General features: G+C 42.4%; 16 protein-coding genes. 13 read left to right on the top strand and 3 right to left on the bottom strand.

From position 1 onward, the window contains the following. From KF839_RS13465 to xerD, 8 genes are all read left to right on the top strand, one after another. Positions 1–606, top strand: a complete 606-nt coding sequence (locus KF839_RS13465; RefSeq protein ID WP_292918363.1) for an NADH-quinone oxidoreductase subunit J — start codon at positions 1–3, stop codon at positions 604–606. Between the two features lie 46 nt (positions 607–652). After that, entirely contained in the window at positions 653–958 is a 306-nt protein-coding gene (nuoK, locus tag KF839_RS13470; protein WP_292918364.1) for an NADH-quinone oxidoreductase subunit NuoK, read from the top strand. Positions 959–1,010: 52 nt separating this feature from the next. After that, positions 1,011–2,951, top strand: coding sequence for an NADH-quinone oxidoreductase subunit L (nuoL, locus tag KF839_RS13475; protein ID WP_292918365.1), 1,941 nt, complete (start codon positions 1,011–1,013; stop codon positions 2,949–2,951). Positions 2,952–3,043: 92 nt separating this feature from the next. After that, positions 3,044–4,528, top strand: a complete 1,485-nt coding sequence (locus tag KF839_RS13480; RefSeq protein ID WP_292918366.1) for an NADH-quinone oxidoreductase subunit M — start codon at positions 3,044–3,046, stop codon at positions 4,526–4,528. A 42-nt stretch (positions 4,529–4,570) separates the two neighbouring features. Continuing rightward, positions 4,571–6,016: an NADH-quinone oxidoreductase subunit NuoN gene (nuoN, locus tag KF839_RS13485; RefSeq protein ID WP_292918367.1), complete on the top strand. Its 1,446-nt coding sequence runs from the start codon at positions 4,571–4,573 to the stop codon at positions 6,014–6,016. 248 nt (positions 6,017–6,264) lie between these two features. Next, positions 6,265–8,175, top strand: a complete 1,911-nt coding sequence (gene htpG, locus KF839_RS13490) for a molecular chaperone HtpG (protein WP_292918368.1) — start codon at positions 6,265–6,267, stop codon at positions 8,173–8,175. Between the two features lie 105 nt (positions 8,176–8,280). After that, positions 8,281–8,826, top strand: coding sequence for a methylated-DNA--[protein]-cysteine S-methyltransferase (locus KF839_RS13495; protein ID WP_292918369.1), 546 nt, complete (start codon positions 8,281–8,283; stop codon positions 8,824–8,826). Continuing rightward, entirely contained in the window at positions 8,813–9,724 is a 912-nt protein-coding gene (gene xerD, locus KF839_RS13500; RefSeq protein WP_292918370.1) for a site-specific tyrosine recombinase XerD, read from the top strand. The genes KF839_RS13495 and xerD overlap by 14 nt, the downstream gene beginning before the upstream one ends. Positions 9,725–9,731: 7 nt before the next feature. Here xerD and KF839_RS13505 read toward each other — a convergent pair whose 3' ends face one another. After that, positions 9,732–10,205: a disulfide bond formation protein B gene (locus KF839_RS13505; RefSeq protein ID WP_292918371.1), complete on the bottom strand. Its 474-nt coding sequence runs from the start codon at positions 10,203–10,205 to the stop codon at positions 9,732–9,734. Between the two features lie 154 nt (positions 10,206–10,359). Here KF839_RS13505 and KF839_RS13510 point away from each other — a divergent pair, with 154 nt between their 5' ends. Beyond that, entirely contained in the window at positions 10,360–10,713 is a 354-nt protein-coding gene (locus KF839_RS13510) for a hypothetical protein (protein WP_292918372.1), read from the top strand. A gap of 66 nt (positions 10,714–10,779) precedes the next feature. On the opposite strand, the gene KF839_RS13515 is transcribed toward KF839_RS13510, so the two are convergent. Together KF839_RS13515 and xseA are read right to left on the bottom strand one after the other, a co-directional pair. Beyond that, positions 10,780–11,154: a DUF423 domain-containing protein gene (locus KF839_RS13515; RefSeq protein ID WP_292918373.1), complete on the bottom strand. Its 375-nt coding sequence runs from the start codon at positions 11,152–11,154 to the stop codon at positions 10,780–10,782. Between the two features lie 57 nt (positions 11,155–11,211). Then, positions 11,212–12,558 carry an exodeoxyribonuclease VII large subunit gene (gene xseA, locus KF839_RS13520; protein ID WP_292918374.1) on the bottom strand — a complete coding sequence of 449 codons (1,347 nt, stop codon included), beginning with the start codon at positions 12,556–12,558 and terminating at the stop codon, positions 11,212–11,214. A 350-nt stretch (positions 12,559–12,908) separates the two neighbouring features. On the opposite strand from xseA, the gene KF839_RS13525 reads away from it, so the two are divergent. From KF839_RS13525 to shc, 4 genes are all read left to right on the top strand, one after another. Beyond that, a complete protein-coding gene (locus tag KF839_RS13525) occupies positions 12,909–13,517 on the top strand; it encodes a MotA/TolQ/ExbB proton channel family protein (RefSeq protein ID WP_292918375.1) in 609 nt (202 codons plus the stop codon). Between the two features lie 97 nt (positions 13,518–13,614). Beyond that, complete coding sequence (locus KF839_RS13530) at positions 13,615–13,881, top strand: Rossmann-fold NAD(P)-binding domain-containing protein (protein WP_292918376.1); 267 nt, start codon at positions 13,615–13,617, stop codon at positions 13,879–13,881. A 22-nt stretch (positions 13,882–13,903) separates the two neighbouring features. Continuing rightward, positions 13,904–14,728 (top strand): MlaA family lipoprotein, encoded by an 825-nt coding sequence (locus tag KF839_RS13535; protein ID WP_292918377.1) that lies wholly within the window; start codon positions 13,904–13,906, stop codon positions 14,726–14,728. Between the two features lie 136 nt (positions 14,729–14,864). Continuing rightward, on the top strand, positions 14,865–16,201 hold a 1,337-nt coding region (gene shc / locus KF839_RS13540; protein WP_292918378.1), incomplete at its 3' end, for a squalene--hopene cyclase.

The raw sequence follows: 16,201 nt of genomic DNA on the forward strand, positions 1-16,201 counted from the left end.
ATGATTTTTCAAGATTTTCTATTTTATTTTTTCTCGGCCATTCTTATAGTATCCGCACTTGGTGTGATTACCGTGAGAAATCCGGTTAATTCTGCATTGCTGTTGGTATTGGCTTTTGTAACTTGTGCTGGTTTGTGGTTGTTACTTGAAGCGGAATTTCTCGCGATAGCTTTGGTTTTGGTATATGTCGGCGCGGTTATGGTGTTATTCCTGTTTGTGGTAATGATGCTGGATATCAATTTGGATAGACTGCGTGAAGGTTTCTGGAAATGGTTTCCGCTGGGTGCCATTATTTCAGTGATTATGATTGCAGAGATGTCAGCGGTTTTTATGGGAAAGCATTTCGGATTAGAAGAAATGCCTAATCCAAGTCCTCAAGGAGCGGATTATAGCAATACCAAAGAATTGGGGCGTTTGCTTTATACCGAGTATGTTTATGCGTTTGAATTAGCGGCGGTTCTTTTGCTTGTGGCGATGATTTCGGCCATTGCATTGACTCTCCGGCATCGGGAAGATAAGAAATCGCCGAATCCATCGAAGCAAGTCAAGGTTAAAAAAGAAGATCGGTTACGTATAGTGACGATGCCTTCAGAAAAAAAAGAATGATGTCAATTTATTATTAGAATAGATGGAATAAAAAAGGGACTTAGACTTGGTTTCGCTATCACATTATTTAATACTCGGAGCAATTCTGTTCGCGATCGGTTTGGTTGGTATTTTTCTTAACCGAAAAAATGTCATTATTTTATTAATGTCAATTGAATTGATGTTGCTGGCTGTAAATATGAATTTTGTGGCATTTTCTCATTATTTGCAGGATATTTCGGGGCAGATTTTCGTGTTTTTTATTTTGACTGTAGCTGCAGCGGAATCCGCGATCGGCTTGGCTATATTGGTTGTACTTTTTCGCAATATGCGCACAATTAATGTTGACGATCTCGATAAACTAAAGGGTTAGCTTTTATAAAAACAGAAGCTTATCTATTAACAAGAATTAACAATTACTCGCAATGCAGAAACTTTATTTATTGGTACCGCTAGCCCCTTTACTAGGATCGATTATTGCGGGACTATTTGGGCGATATATTGGGCGCACGTGGAGTCATCGTGTAACAATCGCATTGGTCTTTGTTTCTCTAATGTCATCGATTGTTATTTTTTGGGATGTGCTGGAAGGCAATAGTTACAATGGCAGCGTATACACTTGGTTAGTATCCGGCGACACTCGGTTTGAGATTGGTTTTTTAATTGATCATCTATCAGCGACGATGATGATTGTTGTAAGCCTTGTTTCTCTCATGGTGCATATCTATACCATTGGTTATATGCACGACGATCCAGGATATCAACGTTTCTTTAGCTATATTTCGCTGTTTACCTTCTCAATGATGATGTTGGTAATGTCGAACAATTTTTTGCAGTTATTTTTTGGCTGGGAAGCCGTTGGTCTCGTATCGTATTTATTGATCGGTTTTTGGTACACCCGTCCGACAGCTATTTATGCTAATTTGAAAGCATTCTTGGTAAACCGGGTGGGTGATTTTGGCTTCCTCTTAGGGATAGCGTTGGTGCTAATGCATTTTGGTACGCTTGACTACACCTTAGTTTTTGAGCAAGCACCGGGATTAATAGAAGAGTCTATTGAAATAATTCCGGGAATTTCATGGTTAGTCATCACACTGATTTGTATCTTATTATTCATAGGGGCAATGGGTAAATCGGCGCAATTTCCATTGCATGTTTGGTTGCCTGATTCAATGGAAGGGCCAACGCCGATCTCTGCATTAATTCACGCGGCTACAATGGTGACGGCAGGTATTTTTATGGTTGCACGGATGTCGCCCTTATTTGAATTATCAGAGGTGGCTTTGTCGACAATTTTAGTCGTGGGTGGAATCACGACACTATTTATGGCACTGATTGCAGTTGTTCAGACCGATATTAAGCGGGTAGTTGCTTATTCTACTCTATCACAATTGGGTTATATGACTGTTGCATTAGGTGCGTCGGCTTACTCTGCGGCGATTTTTCATTTGATGACGCATGCTTTCTTTAAAGCCGTATTATTTTTAGGTGCCGGTTCTGTCATTATCGCTATGCACCACGAGCAGAATATGCAAAAAATGGGTGGATTGAAAAAGTATATGCCCATTACTTATTGGACTATGTTTATAGCGGCATTGGCCAGCGCCGGGGTACCCGGCTTCTCAGGGTTCTTTTCTAAAGATGCAATTATCGAAGCAGTTCATTTTGCTGATATTCCCGGTGTCGGTTTTGCTTATTTTTGTGTACTGGCCACAGTATTTGTGACCGCTTTGTACACATTCCGTTTAATATTTATGACCTTTCATGGTTCACCCAGAATGGACGATCATACGAGAGAGCATTTACACGAATCCCCGTGGGTAGTAACTTTGCCTCTGGTAGTTCTGGCAATTCCAACGATAGCTGCAGGATGGTTTATCGGTCCAGTCGTTTTTGGTGAGTATTTTAAAGATGCTATTTATGTTTTACCACAACATGATGCAATTACGAGACTAGGCGCTGAATTTACGGGTATTTTTGGAATGATTTTGCATGCTTTCTCAACAGCACCTTTCTGGTTGTCTATAGCCGGGATATTTACAGCTTGGTATTTATACAATTATAGAACTGATATACCAGGAAAGGTCAAAACCAGCTGTGGTCCGATTTATACGTTGCTCGATCGGAAATATTATATTGATGAGCTATATTCATGGTTATTTGCTGGCGGTACTCGTTCTTTAGGGACGGTTCTTTGGAAAGTTGGTGATGTCAAAATAATTGATGGTTTCTTTGTTAATGGAACAGCGAAAGTGGTTTCATTGACCGCTGCACTAGTGCGACGTTATCAAACGGGTTACATCTATCATTATGCATTTACAATGATTATAGGGATTTTTGTTATTTTGACGGTGTGGTTGTATTAAGCTTGCGATATCGCACTGTCAAATCAAGCCTCATGATGGGATATAACACCGATCGAAAATCATAAGATTTTAATAAATAAAACGGAATAAGAATGTCGTTTGAATTCCCACTACTCAGTTTAATTATTTGGCTGCCAATTGTGTTTGGTATCGCCGTATTTGCGACCGGAAATGATACTAACGCGCAACTTGCCCGTTGGATTTCCCTGATTGGATCTACACTAGGATTTCTGGTGGCAATTCCGCTGTATAGCGGCTTTGACATTACAACCAGCTCGATGCAATTTGTCGAGAATTACGTTTGGTTCGAGCGTTTTAATGTCAATTATCATTTAGGTGTTGATGGCATATCGATGCCGCTGATTTTACTGAATTGTTTAATAACACCGATAGTTGTTGTCGCGGGATGGGAAGTCATTAAGCAACGTGTATCGCAATATATGGGTGCGTTCCTTGTCATGTCTGGAATTGTAAATGGCGTGTTTTCATCACTCGATGCAATTCTTTTTTACGTTTTTTGGGAAGCATCGCTGATACCAATGTTCCTGATTATCGGTATTTGGGGTGGTCCAAATAGAGTGTATGCAGCGATCAAGTTTTTTTTGTACACGCTTCTTGGTTCCTTATTGATGTTAATAGCATTTATTTATTTATATAAAACATCGGAAGGAAGCTTTTCAATCGAGGATTACCATAAACTTTCGATACCACTAACTCCGCAAATATTTTTATTTATTGCTTTTTTGTTGGCTTTCGCGGTTAAAGTTCCGATGTGGCCAGTACACACTTGGTTACCAGATGCTCACGTAGAGGCGCCTACTGGTGGCTCAGTTGTTTTAGCGGCGATTCTGCTCAAATTGGGGGGGTATGGTTTTTTACGATTTTCTTTGCCAATTGTGCCGGATGCCAGTCTATATCTTGCGGATATGATGATCGCCTTATCATTAATTGCGGTTGTTTATATTGGCTTAATTGCGTTGATGCAAGCTGACATGAAAAAACTGATTGCTTATTCATCGGTCGCGCACATGGGCTTTGTGACATTGGGCTTCTTCTTGATGAATGCATACGGTATTGAAGGCGCCATGGTGCAGATGATCTCTCATGGTTTTATTTCGGGCGCAATGTTTCTATGCGTAGGCGTATTATATGATCGGCTGCACTCTCGCCAGATTGCGGATTATGGCGGTGTTGTAAATAAAATGCCGGTTTTTGCAGCTTTCTTCATGCTATTCGCTATGGCAAACGCTGGACTTCCAGGAACCAGCGGTTTTGTTGGCGAGTTTATGGTTATTATGAGTGCCGTTCAGATCAATTTCTGGTATGCATTTTTAGCGGCAACAACCTTGATTTTTGGTGCGGCCTATACATTGTGGATGTATAAGCGAGTAGTATTCGGAGCAGTGGCTAATTCCGCAGTAGAAGGTTTACAAGATATTTCAAAACGTGAATTTATTTTATTGGCAATTTTAGCTTTTTTTGTATTGTGGATCGGTATTTACCCTTTTCCGCTCGTTGAAGTCATGCATTCAACCATTGATCATTTGTTAATCCATCTCAGCACCAGCAAGCTGTAATAGTGATCCCATAGGATATCTTGCAATAAGGATTTAGAGTTAATGAATTTTATACCACCTGATTTCGCACCAGCTTCTTCAGAGATCTTTATGCTCATTATGGTGTGTGTTGTAATGCTGGCCGATCTTACTGCTGGTAATAACCGGCGCCATGTGGCTTACTTGCTGACACAAATTACATTGCTTGGATGCGCGTTGTTGACTTTTATATCGTTCTCGACAGAAGTGAATCATACTTTTCATGGCATGTATGTTGATGATTCGATGTCAGACATTCTCAAACTAATGGTGTATGGTACGGTATCCGCAGTTTTAATTTATTCTCATACTTATGTCAGCGATAGAGGCATGTTGCGCGGAGAATTCTTTAGCTTGATCCTTTTCGCGACACTAGGAATGATGGTCATGATTTCGGCCAGTCACTTTCTGACGCTTTATATCGGCTTGGAGCTATTGTCACTATCACTTTATGCATTAGTTGCACTCCGGCGTGATTCACAGCTTGCAACGGAAGCTGCCATGAAATTCTTTGTATTAGGAGCCTTGGCGTCCGGGTTCTTGTTATACGGCATGTCGATGGTATATGGCGCGACGGGAACACTACATATATCGCAGCTTGCTCAGATAATTCAGAGTGAAGCAAGCAGTCGAGAAGTGCTGGTTGTCGGTTTAGTATTTATAGTAGCTGGAATCAGTTTTAAATTAAGTGCCGCGCCTTTTCACATGTGGGCTCCGGATGTTTATCAGGGCTCGCCTACCGCAATTACTCTATTTATTGGATCCGCACCTAAACTCGCTGCATTCGGATTTGTGATGCGATTGCTGATTGAAGGGATGGGAGAAATGTCTGCGGATTGGCAAGGCATGCTGGTGATACTGGCTGTTCTATCAATGGCGATTGGAAATATTGCAGCGATCGCGCAAGAGAATATCAAACGAATGCTGGCATATTCGACTATTTCCCATATGGGTTTTTTGTTATTAGGTTTTATCAGCGCTGATTCGAATGGTTATAGCTCCGCTTTATTTTATGTAATTGCTTATGTACTAATGACATTAGGTACTTTCGCGATGATCATGGCGTTATGCAGGAATGGGTTCGAAGCTGAAAATATCAGTGATTTTAAAGGATTAAGTAAAAGGAATGCGTGGTATGCGTTTATAACACTATTACTGATGTTATCGCTTGCCGGTATTCCGCCAATGATCGGATTTTATGCAAAATTTGCGGTACTGCAGGCCGTAGTGAATGCCGGATTTGTCTGGTTAGCAGTTGTCGCCGTCATATTTTCTTTAATTGGTGCATTTTATTACTTGAGAATTATCAAGTTGATGTACTTTGATGAACCAGAAACGGATGAACCGATTCTGCCTAATAGTGATGTTAAAATTCTATTAAGTGCTAATGGTCTAGCAGTTCTGGCTCTTGGAATATTTCCCCAAGCATTGATGGGATTAAGTCTTTACGCAATTCAAAATTCAATGTGATTGAACTACGGATAGTCGGTCAATAGCTATCCTCAGTGTAAAACCTTCTTCTCCGCTTCTATGCCGTACAGTTTATTTAAGTACATACAAACGGCATAGACGGCTCTTGCTATTACTACCGACAGACCATGAGGTTTCCCAATCTCAAATTTCTGATTATTCTCTATGACCATATATTGGTTAATCAATGAGCTTGAAATTACGAGTATGGTCCCCATATCTCCCTAAAATATTCAAGGAGGCGAATTATGCAAGTTGAAACACCCAAAGAACAGTTTAATTTTCAAGCGGAAGCGAAACAATTACTGAAACTGATGATTCATTCCTTATATAGTAATAAGGAAATTTTTTTACGAGAATTAATTTCAAATGCGTCCGATGCGGCTGATAAATTGCGGTTTGAGGGATTAACGGACGCTGCGTTATATGAATCAGACTCGGATTTGAAAATCCGTGTAAGTTATGATGCCAACGACCGAACGATCACCATTTCCGATAATGGTATCGGCATGTCTCGTCAAGAAGTTATTGATCATATAGGCACTATTGCAAAATCGGGTACCCGCGAATTCTTCAATTCACTAACCGGAGACCAGGTCAAGGATGCACATCTAATTGGTCAATTTGGGGTTGGGTTTTATTCGGCTTTTATTATCGCTGATAAAGTAACATTAATTACCAGAAGAGCAGGATTAACTTCCGAGCATGGTGTACGCTGGGAATCGAGTGGCGAAGGCGACTACACACTTGAAACAATTGAGAAATTAGGGCGTGGTACAAACATTACATTGCATTTACGGAAAGATGAAGACGAATTCCTGAATGGGATGCGAATTCGCAACATCATCCGTAAGTATTCCGACCATATTACCTTGCCAATCGTGATGAAGAAGGAAGAATGGTCGCAGCAAGAAAATAAGAACAAAATTACCGATGAAGACGAAACAATCAATCAAGCCAATGCGTTATGGGCGCGACCAAAAAATGAAATTACCGCAGAGCAATATAATGAGTTCTATAAGCATGTTGCTCATGATTTTGAACCCCCGTTAGCCTACGTTCATGCACGTGTAGAAGGCAAACAGGAATATACACAACTACTTTATATACCCGCGCGCGCGCCTTTTGACTTATTTGATCGTGAACGGCGTCATGGTATTAAGCTCTACGTCCAGAGAGTGTTTATCATGGATGATGCGGAAAAGTTGTTACCGAATTATTTGCGCTTTGTGCGTGGAGTAATCGACTCAAATAATCTACCGTTGAATGTGTCGCGTGAGATCTTGCAAGAATCCAAAGATATCGACTCAATCAGAGCTGGTGTTGTCAAAAAAGTGTTGGGATTGATTGAGGAATTGTCGAAAAATGATGATGAGGAAGGAAAAGAAAAATACAGAACGTTTTATCGTGAATTCGGACTGGTTCTCAAGGAAGGTGTTGGTGAAGATTATGCGAATCGCGATCGAGTTGCCAAATTATTACGTTTTGTCACGACTCACAATGATTCAGAGGAACCGGTAGTTTCGCTAGAAACATATATTCAGCGAATGAAAGATGGACAGGAAAAAATATATTATGTGACCGCCGATAGTCTCAAGGCAGCTAAAAACAGTCCGCATCTAGAAGTTTTCCGTAAAAAAGGTATCGAAGTATTATTGTTATCCGATCGAGTTGATGAATGGTTGGTTAGTAATTTAACGGAATTCGAAGGCAAGCCGTTGCAGTCGGTGGCCAAAGGTGGTCTGGATTTGGGTGCTTTGGAAGACGCTGCGGAAAAAGAGGAGCAAGCGAAAGAGTCTGATGCATTCCAGGAGTTAACAGATAAAATGAAAGCAGTACTCAACGAACAAGTTAAAGATGTGCGTGTTACTTTTCGCTTAACAGAATCTCCCGCTTGTCTAGTTGCAGATACTTACGATATGGGTGGCAATTTAGAAAGATTATTGAAGTCAGCGGGTCAGAAAGTACAGCATGCCAAACCAATTCTGGAGATTAATCCACAGCATCCAATGGTGCAGAAATTAAAGATCGAGGTGGATAATTTTCAAGATTGGTGTTATTTGCTATTTGATCAAGCTTTGCTGGCTGAAGGGGGTCAACTGGAAGATCCGGCTTCGTTTGTAAAAAGGCTGAATGAATTGTTACTGCTGAAATCCTAATTCAGCCTCAGTCTGTTGGGCAGACTATATCACCTCCAGTTAAGGAAATATAGGGTGTGAAACTTCTAATGATTCTGGGTGTCCGATTAAATCGGATAAAGAGTGATGTTTTTCTTTATTTTCGATAATAAGTTTAGACAAACTGTGATCAAGCAAAAAAAAAATCAAGAAGAAAGCCCTTTAATTAGAGATTATCAGGCTAAACTGCGTACCCCATTTGCAGTTTTGGGTATTAGAACAGATGAAGACTGGTTAACTGACATTGATTATTTGCCTATCAATACGTTAACGTTACCTCCACAAACTTTACTGGCCAAGGAAGTATGCAGGCAATTAAGCGCATATTTAACGGACCCTAATCACAAGTTTGACTTAAGTTTGCATATTAGCGGGACGATACATCAACAACGCGTATGGAAAGCCATTATGGCCATTCCCGGTGGTGAAACAAGCAGTTATGCGGCGATAGCGGCGCAAATTCATTCTGCGCCAAGAGCCGTAGGTCGAGCATGTGGAGCCAATAGAATTCCGATAGTCATACCCTGTCATCGAGTAATATCCAAAAATGGTGCATTAGGAGGCTTTATGAATGCTAGTGCTGGAGATCCTCTTGAAATCAAACGTTGGTTATTAGGTCATGAGAGCGTCTGAAACCAACGCCAGCTTATTAGATGAGTTTTCAGACGCACTATGGCTGGAAGATGGTTTGGCGCGCAATACTCTCGATAGTTATCGGAATGATTTGCAGCTTTTCGGTGAATGGTTGCGAAAACGTAATCATGGCGATAGTATATTGACGGAAGCGACTCATTCAGATTTGCTTGAATTTCTTGCTTCAAGAGTTTCCGCAAAGATGAAGGCCAGTACAACAAGCCGTGAGCTATCAAGTTTAAAACGCTTTTATCGGTTTTTATTGCGCCAAGGGAAAATTACGAGCGATCCCAGTCTGAATATCGAGACTCCCAAACTGCAGCGCCATCTTCCTGATAGTCTTTCCGAGAAAGAAGTGGAGTTGCTACTAAGTGCCCCGGATCTCGGATTGCCATTAGGTTTGCGTGACCGGGCAATGCTGGAAGTCTTATACGCTAGCGGATTACGTGTATCGGAATTAATTAATCTGAGATACTCCCAGGTTAGTATGGATATGGGCGTATTGCGCGTTATGGGGAAGGGTAGAAAAGAACGATTGGCTCCTCTGGGGGAAGAATCGCTCGAATGGCTCAATCGTTATACTAGAGAGGCCAGAATCGCTCTTCTGAATGGTATTGTGACTGATACGATTTTTGTGACTACCCGCGGCGCGGCGATGACTCGGCAAGCATTCTGGTATCTGATTAAACGTTATGCGCAACAAGTTGGTATTACAAAACAACTTTCCCCGCATACATTGCGACATGCATTTGCTACACATCTGCTTAATCATGGGGCGGATTTGCGTGTCGTGCAATTGTTGTTGGGGCATGCAGATATCTCAACGACGCAAATTTACACGCATATTGCACGTGAACGATTAAAGCAATTGCACGCAAACCACCACCCTCGCGGTTGATACGAAGCTATTTCTTAGAGAAAAGCGTGTAAAGTGCAGAGATCGAAAATATAACAAAAGCCACCAACGACCAATCTGGTATTGTTAGCGTTAGAAGTTCCCAATCAATGTTTGCGCAGTCTCCATTGGCCTCGAACATACCGGGCCACCAATCAGCAATAGGCAAAGAATTCAGAAAAGCTTCTTCCGGGCTGATACCGCATTCAAATGCCTCCGGGAAACGTATCAGCCATGCATGACGCGTGGCGATGATTGCTCCCATTAGTGCAAATGCAAACATCAGAAAGCCATAAATACGGCGTCCGGTTACTCCGGGGTTGTGAAGAAATGCCAGTAATGCAGTTAGTCCTAATAACCAGTAAGCTAGGCGTTGTGCTACACACAATGGGCAGGGTAATAATTTCTCTACATGTTGCAAGTATTGTGCATAACCTAGAAGGACAATACAGCAAAGCAGGATAAATAAAAATAATAGTCTCATTTTATTTTTCTCTACAGTTTAATTGATCTCGCAGTTTATCCATTAAGCCTTTGTGGATTTCACATAGTTTGCTATTATGAAAAATCTTAGTTCATCGAATATTTATAGTAGCACTGGAGAGTGCTTTTTATTTATCAAATTGAGGAGACTTGCTATGAAAACAAAACTATTGATTGCAGCTCTGGTTACTTCCGCCTTATTTGTCTCCAATATGTCTTTTGCAGAATTAGGAAAAATGGATAAAGCCGAAGTTCAAGCTAAAACCAAGTTCGATCATATCGGACTAGCTGAGATGTATGAAAAAGAAGCTTACGAAATGAGCGCAAAAGCGGAAGAACAAAAAGAGCTATTGAAAGAGTATAGTAATCATAGTGAATACTATGGACGGCATGGTCAAGATTTTCATTCACACCATGAAGCGTTATTGCGAGAATATGAAAAAGCAGGAGAGCGTAATAAGGAAATGGCGGCTGTTCACCGGCAAATGGCGGAGAGAGCAAATAACTGAAGAGCACCTCGCCCGGAGGGCGAGGTATCGGATCCAAGAAATTTTAACGAGTAAGGCTGTACGTAACTATTTATTTTTCCAAACCGCGTATGCAAGCAATGCCCAGGCGGTAAGAAATGAAATCCCACCGAACGGTGTGATCATGCCAAGCGCGCGGGTACCTGTAAGGCTCAATGCATAAAGACTGAAGCTGAATAAAATAATCCCGATCATCATTAACCAAGCGGCTATTTTAATAAAACGTGAATTTGGGAAATGCAGTAAAAGTAAGCCGCTAACGAGTATGCCAAAGGCATGATAGAAATGATACTGCACGCCGGTGTGATAGACCGTTAACATGTCTGCCGACAAGGTATGTTTTAGCCCGTGTGCACCGAAGGCACCTAGCGCAATACAAAAAAACAAATTGAGCGCGCCGATGATCAGAAAAGTTTTAGGCATTGAAATCTCGATATTACAGTTGAATAGAAAAAGTGGGTTGGATTGTGGCTATGATTGCTAGGGATTCTTAACATCAGAAACATCTGCTTCGCACATACCGTGCGCGAATTTTACCTGAATTTTTTCGCCGCGATGAATTTGTTTGCTGTTACAGATGATCGCGCCTGTTTCTGAAAATGAAATACTATACCCGCGCTCTAAAACCGATTGCGGGTTCAATTGTGATAATTGCGTTTGAATATGTTGTAGCCTGACTGAATGTGTTTCAAAATAAACGGAATAGGCTCTGTGGAAACGTGAAATTACAACCTGATGTTGTTGTTTCATCCGATTGATACGGGAGCCTGTGTTAGTGAGTCGTTGATCGAATCCGAGTAATGCCCAGTATTTTTTCTCGAGAAAGTATGCGCAGGTCTTGCTCAGGCGGTTCTGCAAATATTGCAAATGAGAAAATTGTTGCTGGATTTTGTCACCGGGATAAATCAAACGATGCGACCAAATATCCACTTGCTGCATCGTGCGTTCGAGACTATGTAAGATTATGCGGAACATGCGTTGATGCATTGTATCCAGCCGATGATTGAGTTCAATGCGGTCTTTACTCACTAATTCAGCGGCAGCCGTTGGTGTGGGGGCACGGATATCTGCAACAAAATCCGCAATAGTAAAGTCTGTTTCGTGACCGATTCCGCTGACGATGGGTATCGAACTTGCAGCAATCGCTAGAGCAACGATCTCTTCATTAAATGCCCACAAATCTTCGATATTTCCACCACCACGACACAAAATTAAAACATCACATTCGTTGCGCAGTGTGGCGGTCTTAATGGAATCCGCGATATTGTTGGCGGCAGTTTTTCCTTGCACCAATGTGGGATAAATAATGATTGGCAAAGATGGCATGCGCCGACGTAAGGTTGATAGGACATCTCGCAATGCTGCGGTATCAAGAGACGTAATAATTCCGACTTGCCTGGGAAATTCGGGTAATTTCTTTTTCCTCTCAGGATTAAAGAGACCGGTTTTCTCCAGCTTGGCTTTAAGCTTCTCAAAAGCCTCGAATAATTCACCAAGACCGGCTCTCTGGATGGTTTCAACATTAAGCTGGAAATCACCGCGGGGCTCGTATAAAGTGACTAACGCCAGCACTTCCACTTGCATGCCATCCTTAGGCTGCCAATCGAAATATCGATTCTTATGACTGAACAATACGCATCGTACCTGTGTTTCGGCATCTTTCAGCGAGAAATACCAATGACCGGATTGATAACGCTTTAAATTGGAAATTTCACCTTTCACCCACAATAAAGGGATATTCTGCTCCAGAAATTGCTTGGTGCTGTTGTTCAATTCACTGACAGTCAAGATCCTATGCGCAAGACCGGTAACTGGAAACGGATTCATATCAAGATCGTAGAGTCGATGTTGTTTTATAGTAACAGAGTACCGCTTGACTGACTGTAAATGATATAATTTTAAATTAACCTATTGTTTGTTAATCAACAATAGGCGAGATTAAAAAACGATCAAGTTAAAAAAGACGTTTTGATTTGCTAACTTAATCCTTATTTTTGATACATACTCACACATTTATTCACAGAAATTGTGGATAAAAAAATCGGTAATTCTTTAAGCCGATAACCCTGTATCAAGATGCGGCGATACTGGATGACATACTTGGTTATAAAATATACATTGGCTAAAATTCTTAGAAAAATGATACCCGGATCTACAGTGAGTGAGGAGACTATCTCGTGTTATCTTTAATTCAAGCAGCAGGCTGGCCCATTTGGCCGATCATTATCGCTTCCATAGTTGCGATAGGAATTATCGGGGAACGAATGTGGACCTTGCGTTTAAATGTTATTTCGCCTAAGGAATTGCTGCCAAAGGTAGTCAATGAATACAAGCGTAATGGTGTGAGTTCGGAGATGCTGACGAAGCTGCAAAAACACTCTCCTCTGGGGCAGATATTAGCGGCCGGGTTAAAAAATGAGAAAAGTTCTCGCGAAATCATGAAGGAATCGATAGAAGAAGCGGGCCGGGTGATTGCGCATGAACTTAATCGTTACCTGACAACGCTTGGGACGATTGCTGCACTGAGTCCTTTGATGGGGTTGTTCGGAACATTAGTCGGGATGATCGAAATTTTCGGCTCCAATTCACCGGCAGGCAGCAATCCGGCGCAACTGGCTTACGGGATTTCGGTAGCATTGTATAATGCCGCTTTCGGTATTCTCGTTGCAATTCCAAGCATGATTTTTTACCGCCATTTTCGAGCTAAGGTCGATGATTTTGTCATTGAAATGGAATTACAGGCATTGAAGTTAGTGGAAATTGTACATGGTGAACGGGACAGTTGATTTATTCGCATTAACTTTGAAGGAACACGAACATATTGGCAGAGGCGGCTAAGCAAGATCTCGAAGTAATCGTGTATACTTTGGCCGAGTCGATTACATGCCCACGGGGCGTATTCCTTATTGGCTGGAATTGGCTGTGTCTGCTATGACCGAGTTTGTTACTGATTACATGGTACATACACCGCCCATGGCATCACGATCGGTTGAGATAGCGCATTACCCGATGCATTTTGACTGCAGCAAGGCAATTCATGATCTTGGTTTGCCCCGAAATTCCGTACGCCAAGCAGTCGCCGGCGAAATTGAATGGTTACTCGATAACGGGTTAATAATGTGGCATTTGCCTTTATTGAGAGAAATTTAAGATTGACTGAATTGTGAAGCGAATGGTTGGAATTATTGGAAACTTAAGAAAAATACCTGCAAAAACAAATCATGGTTATTTGTGTCTTTTAATTTTGCTGATTTGTTTAGCGGTTTTGCAGGGCTGCGCTTCGGCGCCAAAGAGCGGTGATCAAGAACTTGATCCGGCTGATCCGCATGAAAAATTTAATCGTGCGTCGTATGATCTTACCGACAAAATTGATCGTGCAGTGTTTGAACCGGTCGTGAATACCTATATCGATTATGTACCGGATGCGGCGCAGCGGTCGATCGGTAATTTTTATGATAATTTGGCATATCCCAATGTCGTTTTAAATTCATTTCTTCAAGGCAAAGTAAAACAGGGTGCCGAAGATACTTTGCGTTTTTTTGTGAACTCTACAATCGGTATGTTTGGATTGTTCGATATGGCGACCCACATGGGATTGCAAAAAAACGATGAAGATTTTGGCCAAACACTAGGCGTGTGGGGGGTTAAGCCGGGTTCTTATTTGTTTGTTCCTTTGCTCGGACCCAGTAGCGAGCGTGACGTAACCAATATCCCGATAGGGCTTGTTACCAATGTATTATTCTACGCAGGTCTGGCGGTGGGCAGCTATTTTGCCGCACCTTTAACGATCCTTGGCGCAATCGATAAACGCGCAAGATTAGTCGGACCGATGCGCATTCGGGATGAAGCGGCACTGGACCCTTATCTGTTCGTGCGCGAAGCATCGATACAGCAACGTGAATTTCTAGTCCACGATGGTAAGTTGCCACTCGACCTTTACTACGAACCTTTTCAAGATAATCCATTCGAGCAGGATGGAAAGAAACAGAAATTATAGTTGACAATCCGTCGATTGATTCCGGATGCCGGACTGACCGGCAGTTACGGTTATGAGGAAAAATCAGATATGACTGTTCTGAGTTGGTAATATGTTTTTTAATTTTTTAATGGATAACGAAGGTGCTTAGAAATATATGGACAGGCTTCTAAAAATCTCGAGCGCATCGGAACAACTTGATTTTTCTGAAAAGGATCAAATGACGCAACTGCATAAGACAATAGACTCTGATCAGCATGAGATTAATGCCGCTGAACTGAACCTCAGATTTAACCAAGCGCGCAATGCCATGTTGGCTTTGCAGAATCCTGACGGTCACTGGTGTTTTCCGCTGGAAGCGGATTGCACGATACCGGCTGAATATATCCTGATGATGCACTTCATGGATGAAGTGGATGTCGCCCTGGAAAATAAAATCGCACGTTTTATTCGTGATAAGCAGGATATGAAACATGGCGGCTGGCCGCTCTATTATGGCGGTGACTTCGATATCAGCTGTACCATCAAATCGTATTATGCACTCAAACTGGTGGGTGATTCGCCGGATGCGCCGCACATGGTGCGTGCCCGGGAAGCTATCCTGGCGTGTGGCGGAGCGGCCAAGGCTAATGTATTCACCCGCTTGCTGCTGGCGATGTACGATCAGATCCCATGGCGGGGTGTACCGGTTGTTCCTTCTGAATTGATATTTCTACCAAGCTGGTTTCCTTTTCATATCAGTAAAGTATCGTATTGGTCACGAACTGTTATGATCCCGCTATCCATTTTATGCACTTTGAAGGCGCGCGCGGCAAATCCACGAAGAATCGATATTCGCGAGTTGTTTATTGTGCCGCCTGAAGAGGAGAAAAATTACTTTCCTAAAGCAGACACGCTGTTGAAGCATCTGTTTATGCTGGTTGAAAGGGTGTTGTCGCGAGTGGAGCCGCGCTTGCCACAATCGATTCGGCAATATTCCATTCGCCGTGCGGAGAAATGGGTTCTTGAGCGCCTTAACGGTGAATGTGGCATCGGCGCGATCTTCCCGGCAATGGTTAATGCATACGAAGCGTTGGCTTTGCTCGGATATCCGCCGGATCACCCCAATCGGGTGCAATGTCGCAACGCGCTGCTTGGTTTATTGGTCGATGAAGGGGAACGCACTTGGTGTCAACCTTGCACATCCCCCGTTTGGGATACGGTATTGACAAGTTTGGCGCTTCAAGAAGACGCTACAGCCGATCAGGAGCCAGTGCAGAAGGCATTGGATTGGTTGGTTGATCAACAGATCCTTGACGAACCCGGTGACTGGCGCGATAAACGGCCGGATTTGCCGGGCGGCGGCTGGGCCTTTCAATATGCCAATCCTCATTATCCCGATCTCGATGATACCGCAGCAGTTGCTTGGGCTCTGGAGCAAGGCGGAGAGGAGCGCCACCAGAAAGCGCTGGATCGCGCGGCTAATTGGCTGGCAGGTATGCAGTCGCGGAACGG

The organism is Nitrosomonas sp. (assembly GCF_019635155.1).
Taxonomy (GTDB): domain Bacteria; phylum Pseudomonadota; class Gammaproteobacteria; order Burkholderiales; family Nitrosomonadaceae; genus Nitrosomonas.

What these genes read in the sequence shown, in the direction of transcription:
- KF839_RS13465 (WP_292918363.1), top strand. Translation starts at nt 1, where the DNA reads ATGATTTTTCAAGATTTTCTATTTTATTTTTTCTCGGCCATTCTTATA.
- nuoL (WP_292918365.1), top strand. Translation starts at nt 1,011, where the DNA reads ATGCAGAAACTTTATTTATTGGTACCGCTAGCCCCTTTACTAGGATCG.
- KF839_RS13480 (WP_292918366.1), top strand. Translation starts at nt 3,044, where the DNA reads ATGTCGTTTGAATTCCCACTACTCAGTTTAATTATTTGGCTGCCAATT.
- nuoN (WP_292918367.1), top strand. Translation starts at nt 4,571, where the DNA reads ATGAATTTTATACCACCTGATTTCGCACCAGCTTCTTCAGAGATCTTT.
- htpG (WP_292918368.1), top strand. Translation starts at nt 6,265, where the DNA reads ATGCAAGTTGAAACACCCAAAGAACAGTTTAATTTTCAAGCGGAAGCG.
- KF839_RS13495 (WP_292918369.1), top strand. Translation starts at nt 8,281, where the DNA reads ATGTTTTTCTTTATTTTCGATAATAAGTTTAGACAAACTGTGATCAAG.
- xerD (WP_292918370.1), top strand. Translation starts at nt 8,813, where the DNA reads ATGAGAGCGTCTGAAACCAACGCCAGCTTATTAGATGAGTTTTCAGAC.
- KF839_RS13505 (WP_292918371.1), bottom strand. Translation starts at nt 10,205, where the DNA reads ATGAGACTATTATTTTTATTTATCCTGCTTTGCTGTATTGTCCTTCTA.
- KF839_RS13510 (WP_292918372.1), top strand. Translation starts at nt 10,360, where the DNA reads ATGAAAACAAAACTATTGATTGCAGCTCTGGTTACTTCCGCCTTATTT.
- KF839_RS13515 (WP_292918373.1), bottom strand. Translation starts at nt 11,154, where the DNA reads ATGCCTAAAACTTTTCTGATCATCGGCGCGCTCAATTTGTTTTTTTGT.
- xseA (WP_292918374.1), bottom strand. Translation starts at nt 12,558, where the DNA reads ATGAATCCGTTTCCAGTTACCGGTCTTGCGCATAGGATCTTGACTGTC.
- KF839_RS13530 (WP_292918376.1), top strand. Translation starts at nt 13,615, where the DNA reads ATGCCCACGGGGCGTATTCCTTATTGGCTGGAATTGGCTGTGTCTGCT.
- KF839_RS13535 (WP_292918377.1), top strand. Translation starts at nt 13,904, where the DNA reads ATGGTTGGAATTATTGGAAACTTAAGAAAAATACCTGCAAAAACAAAT.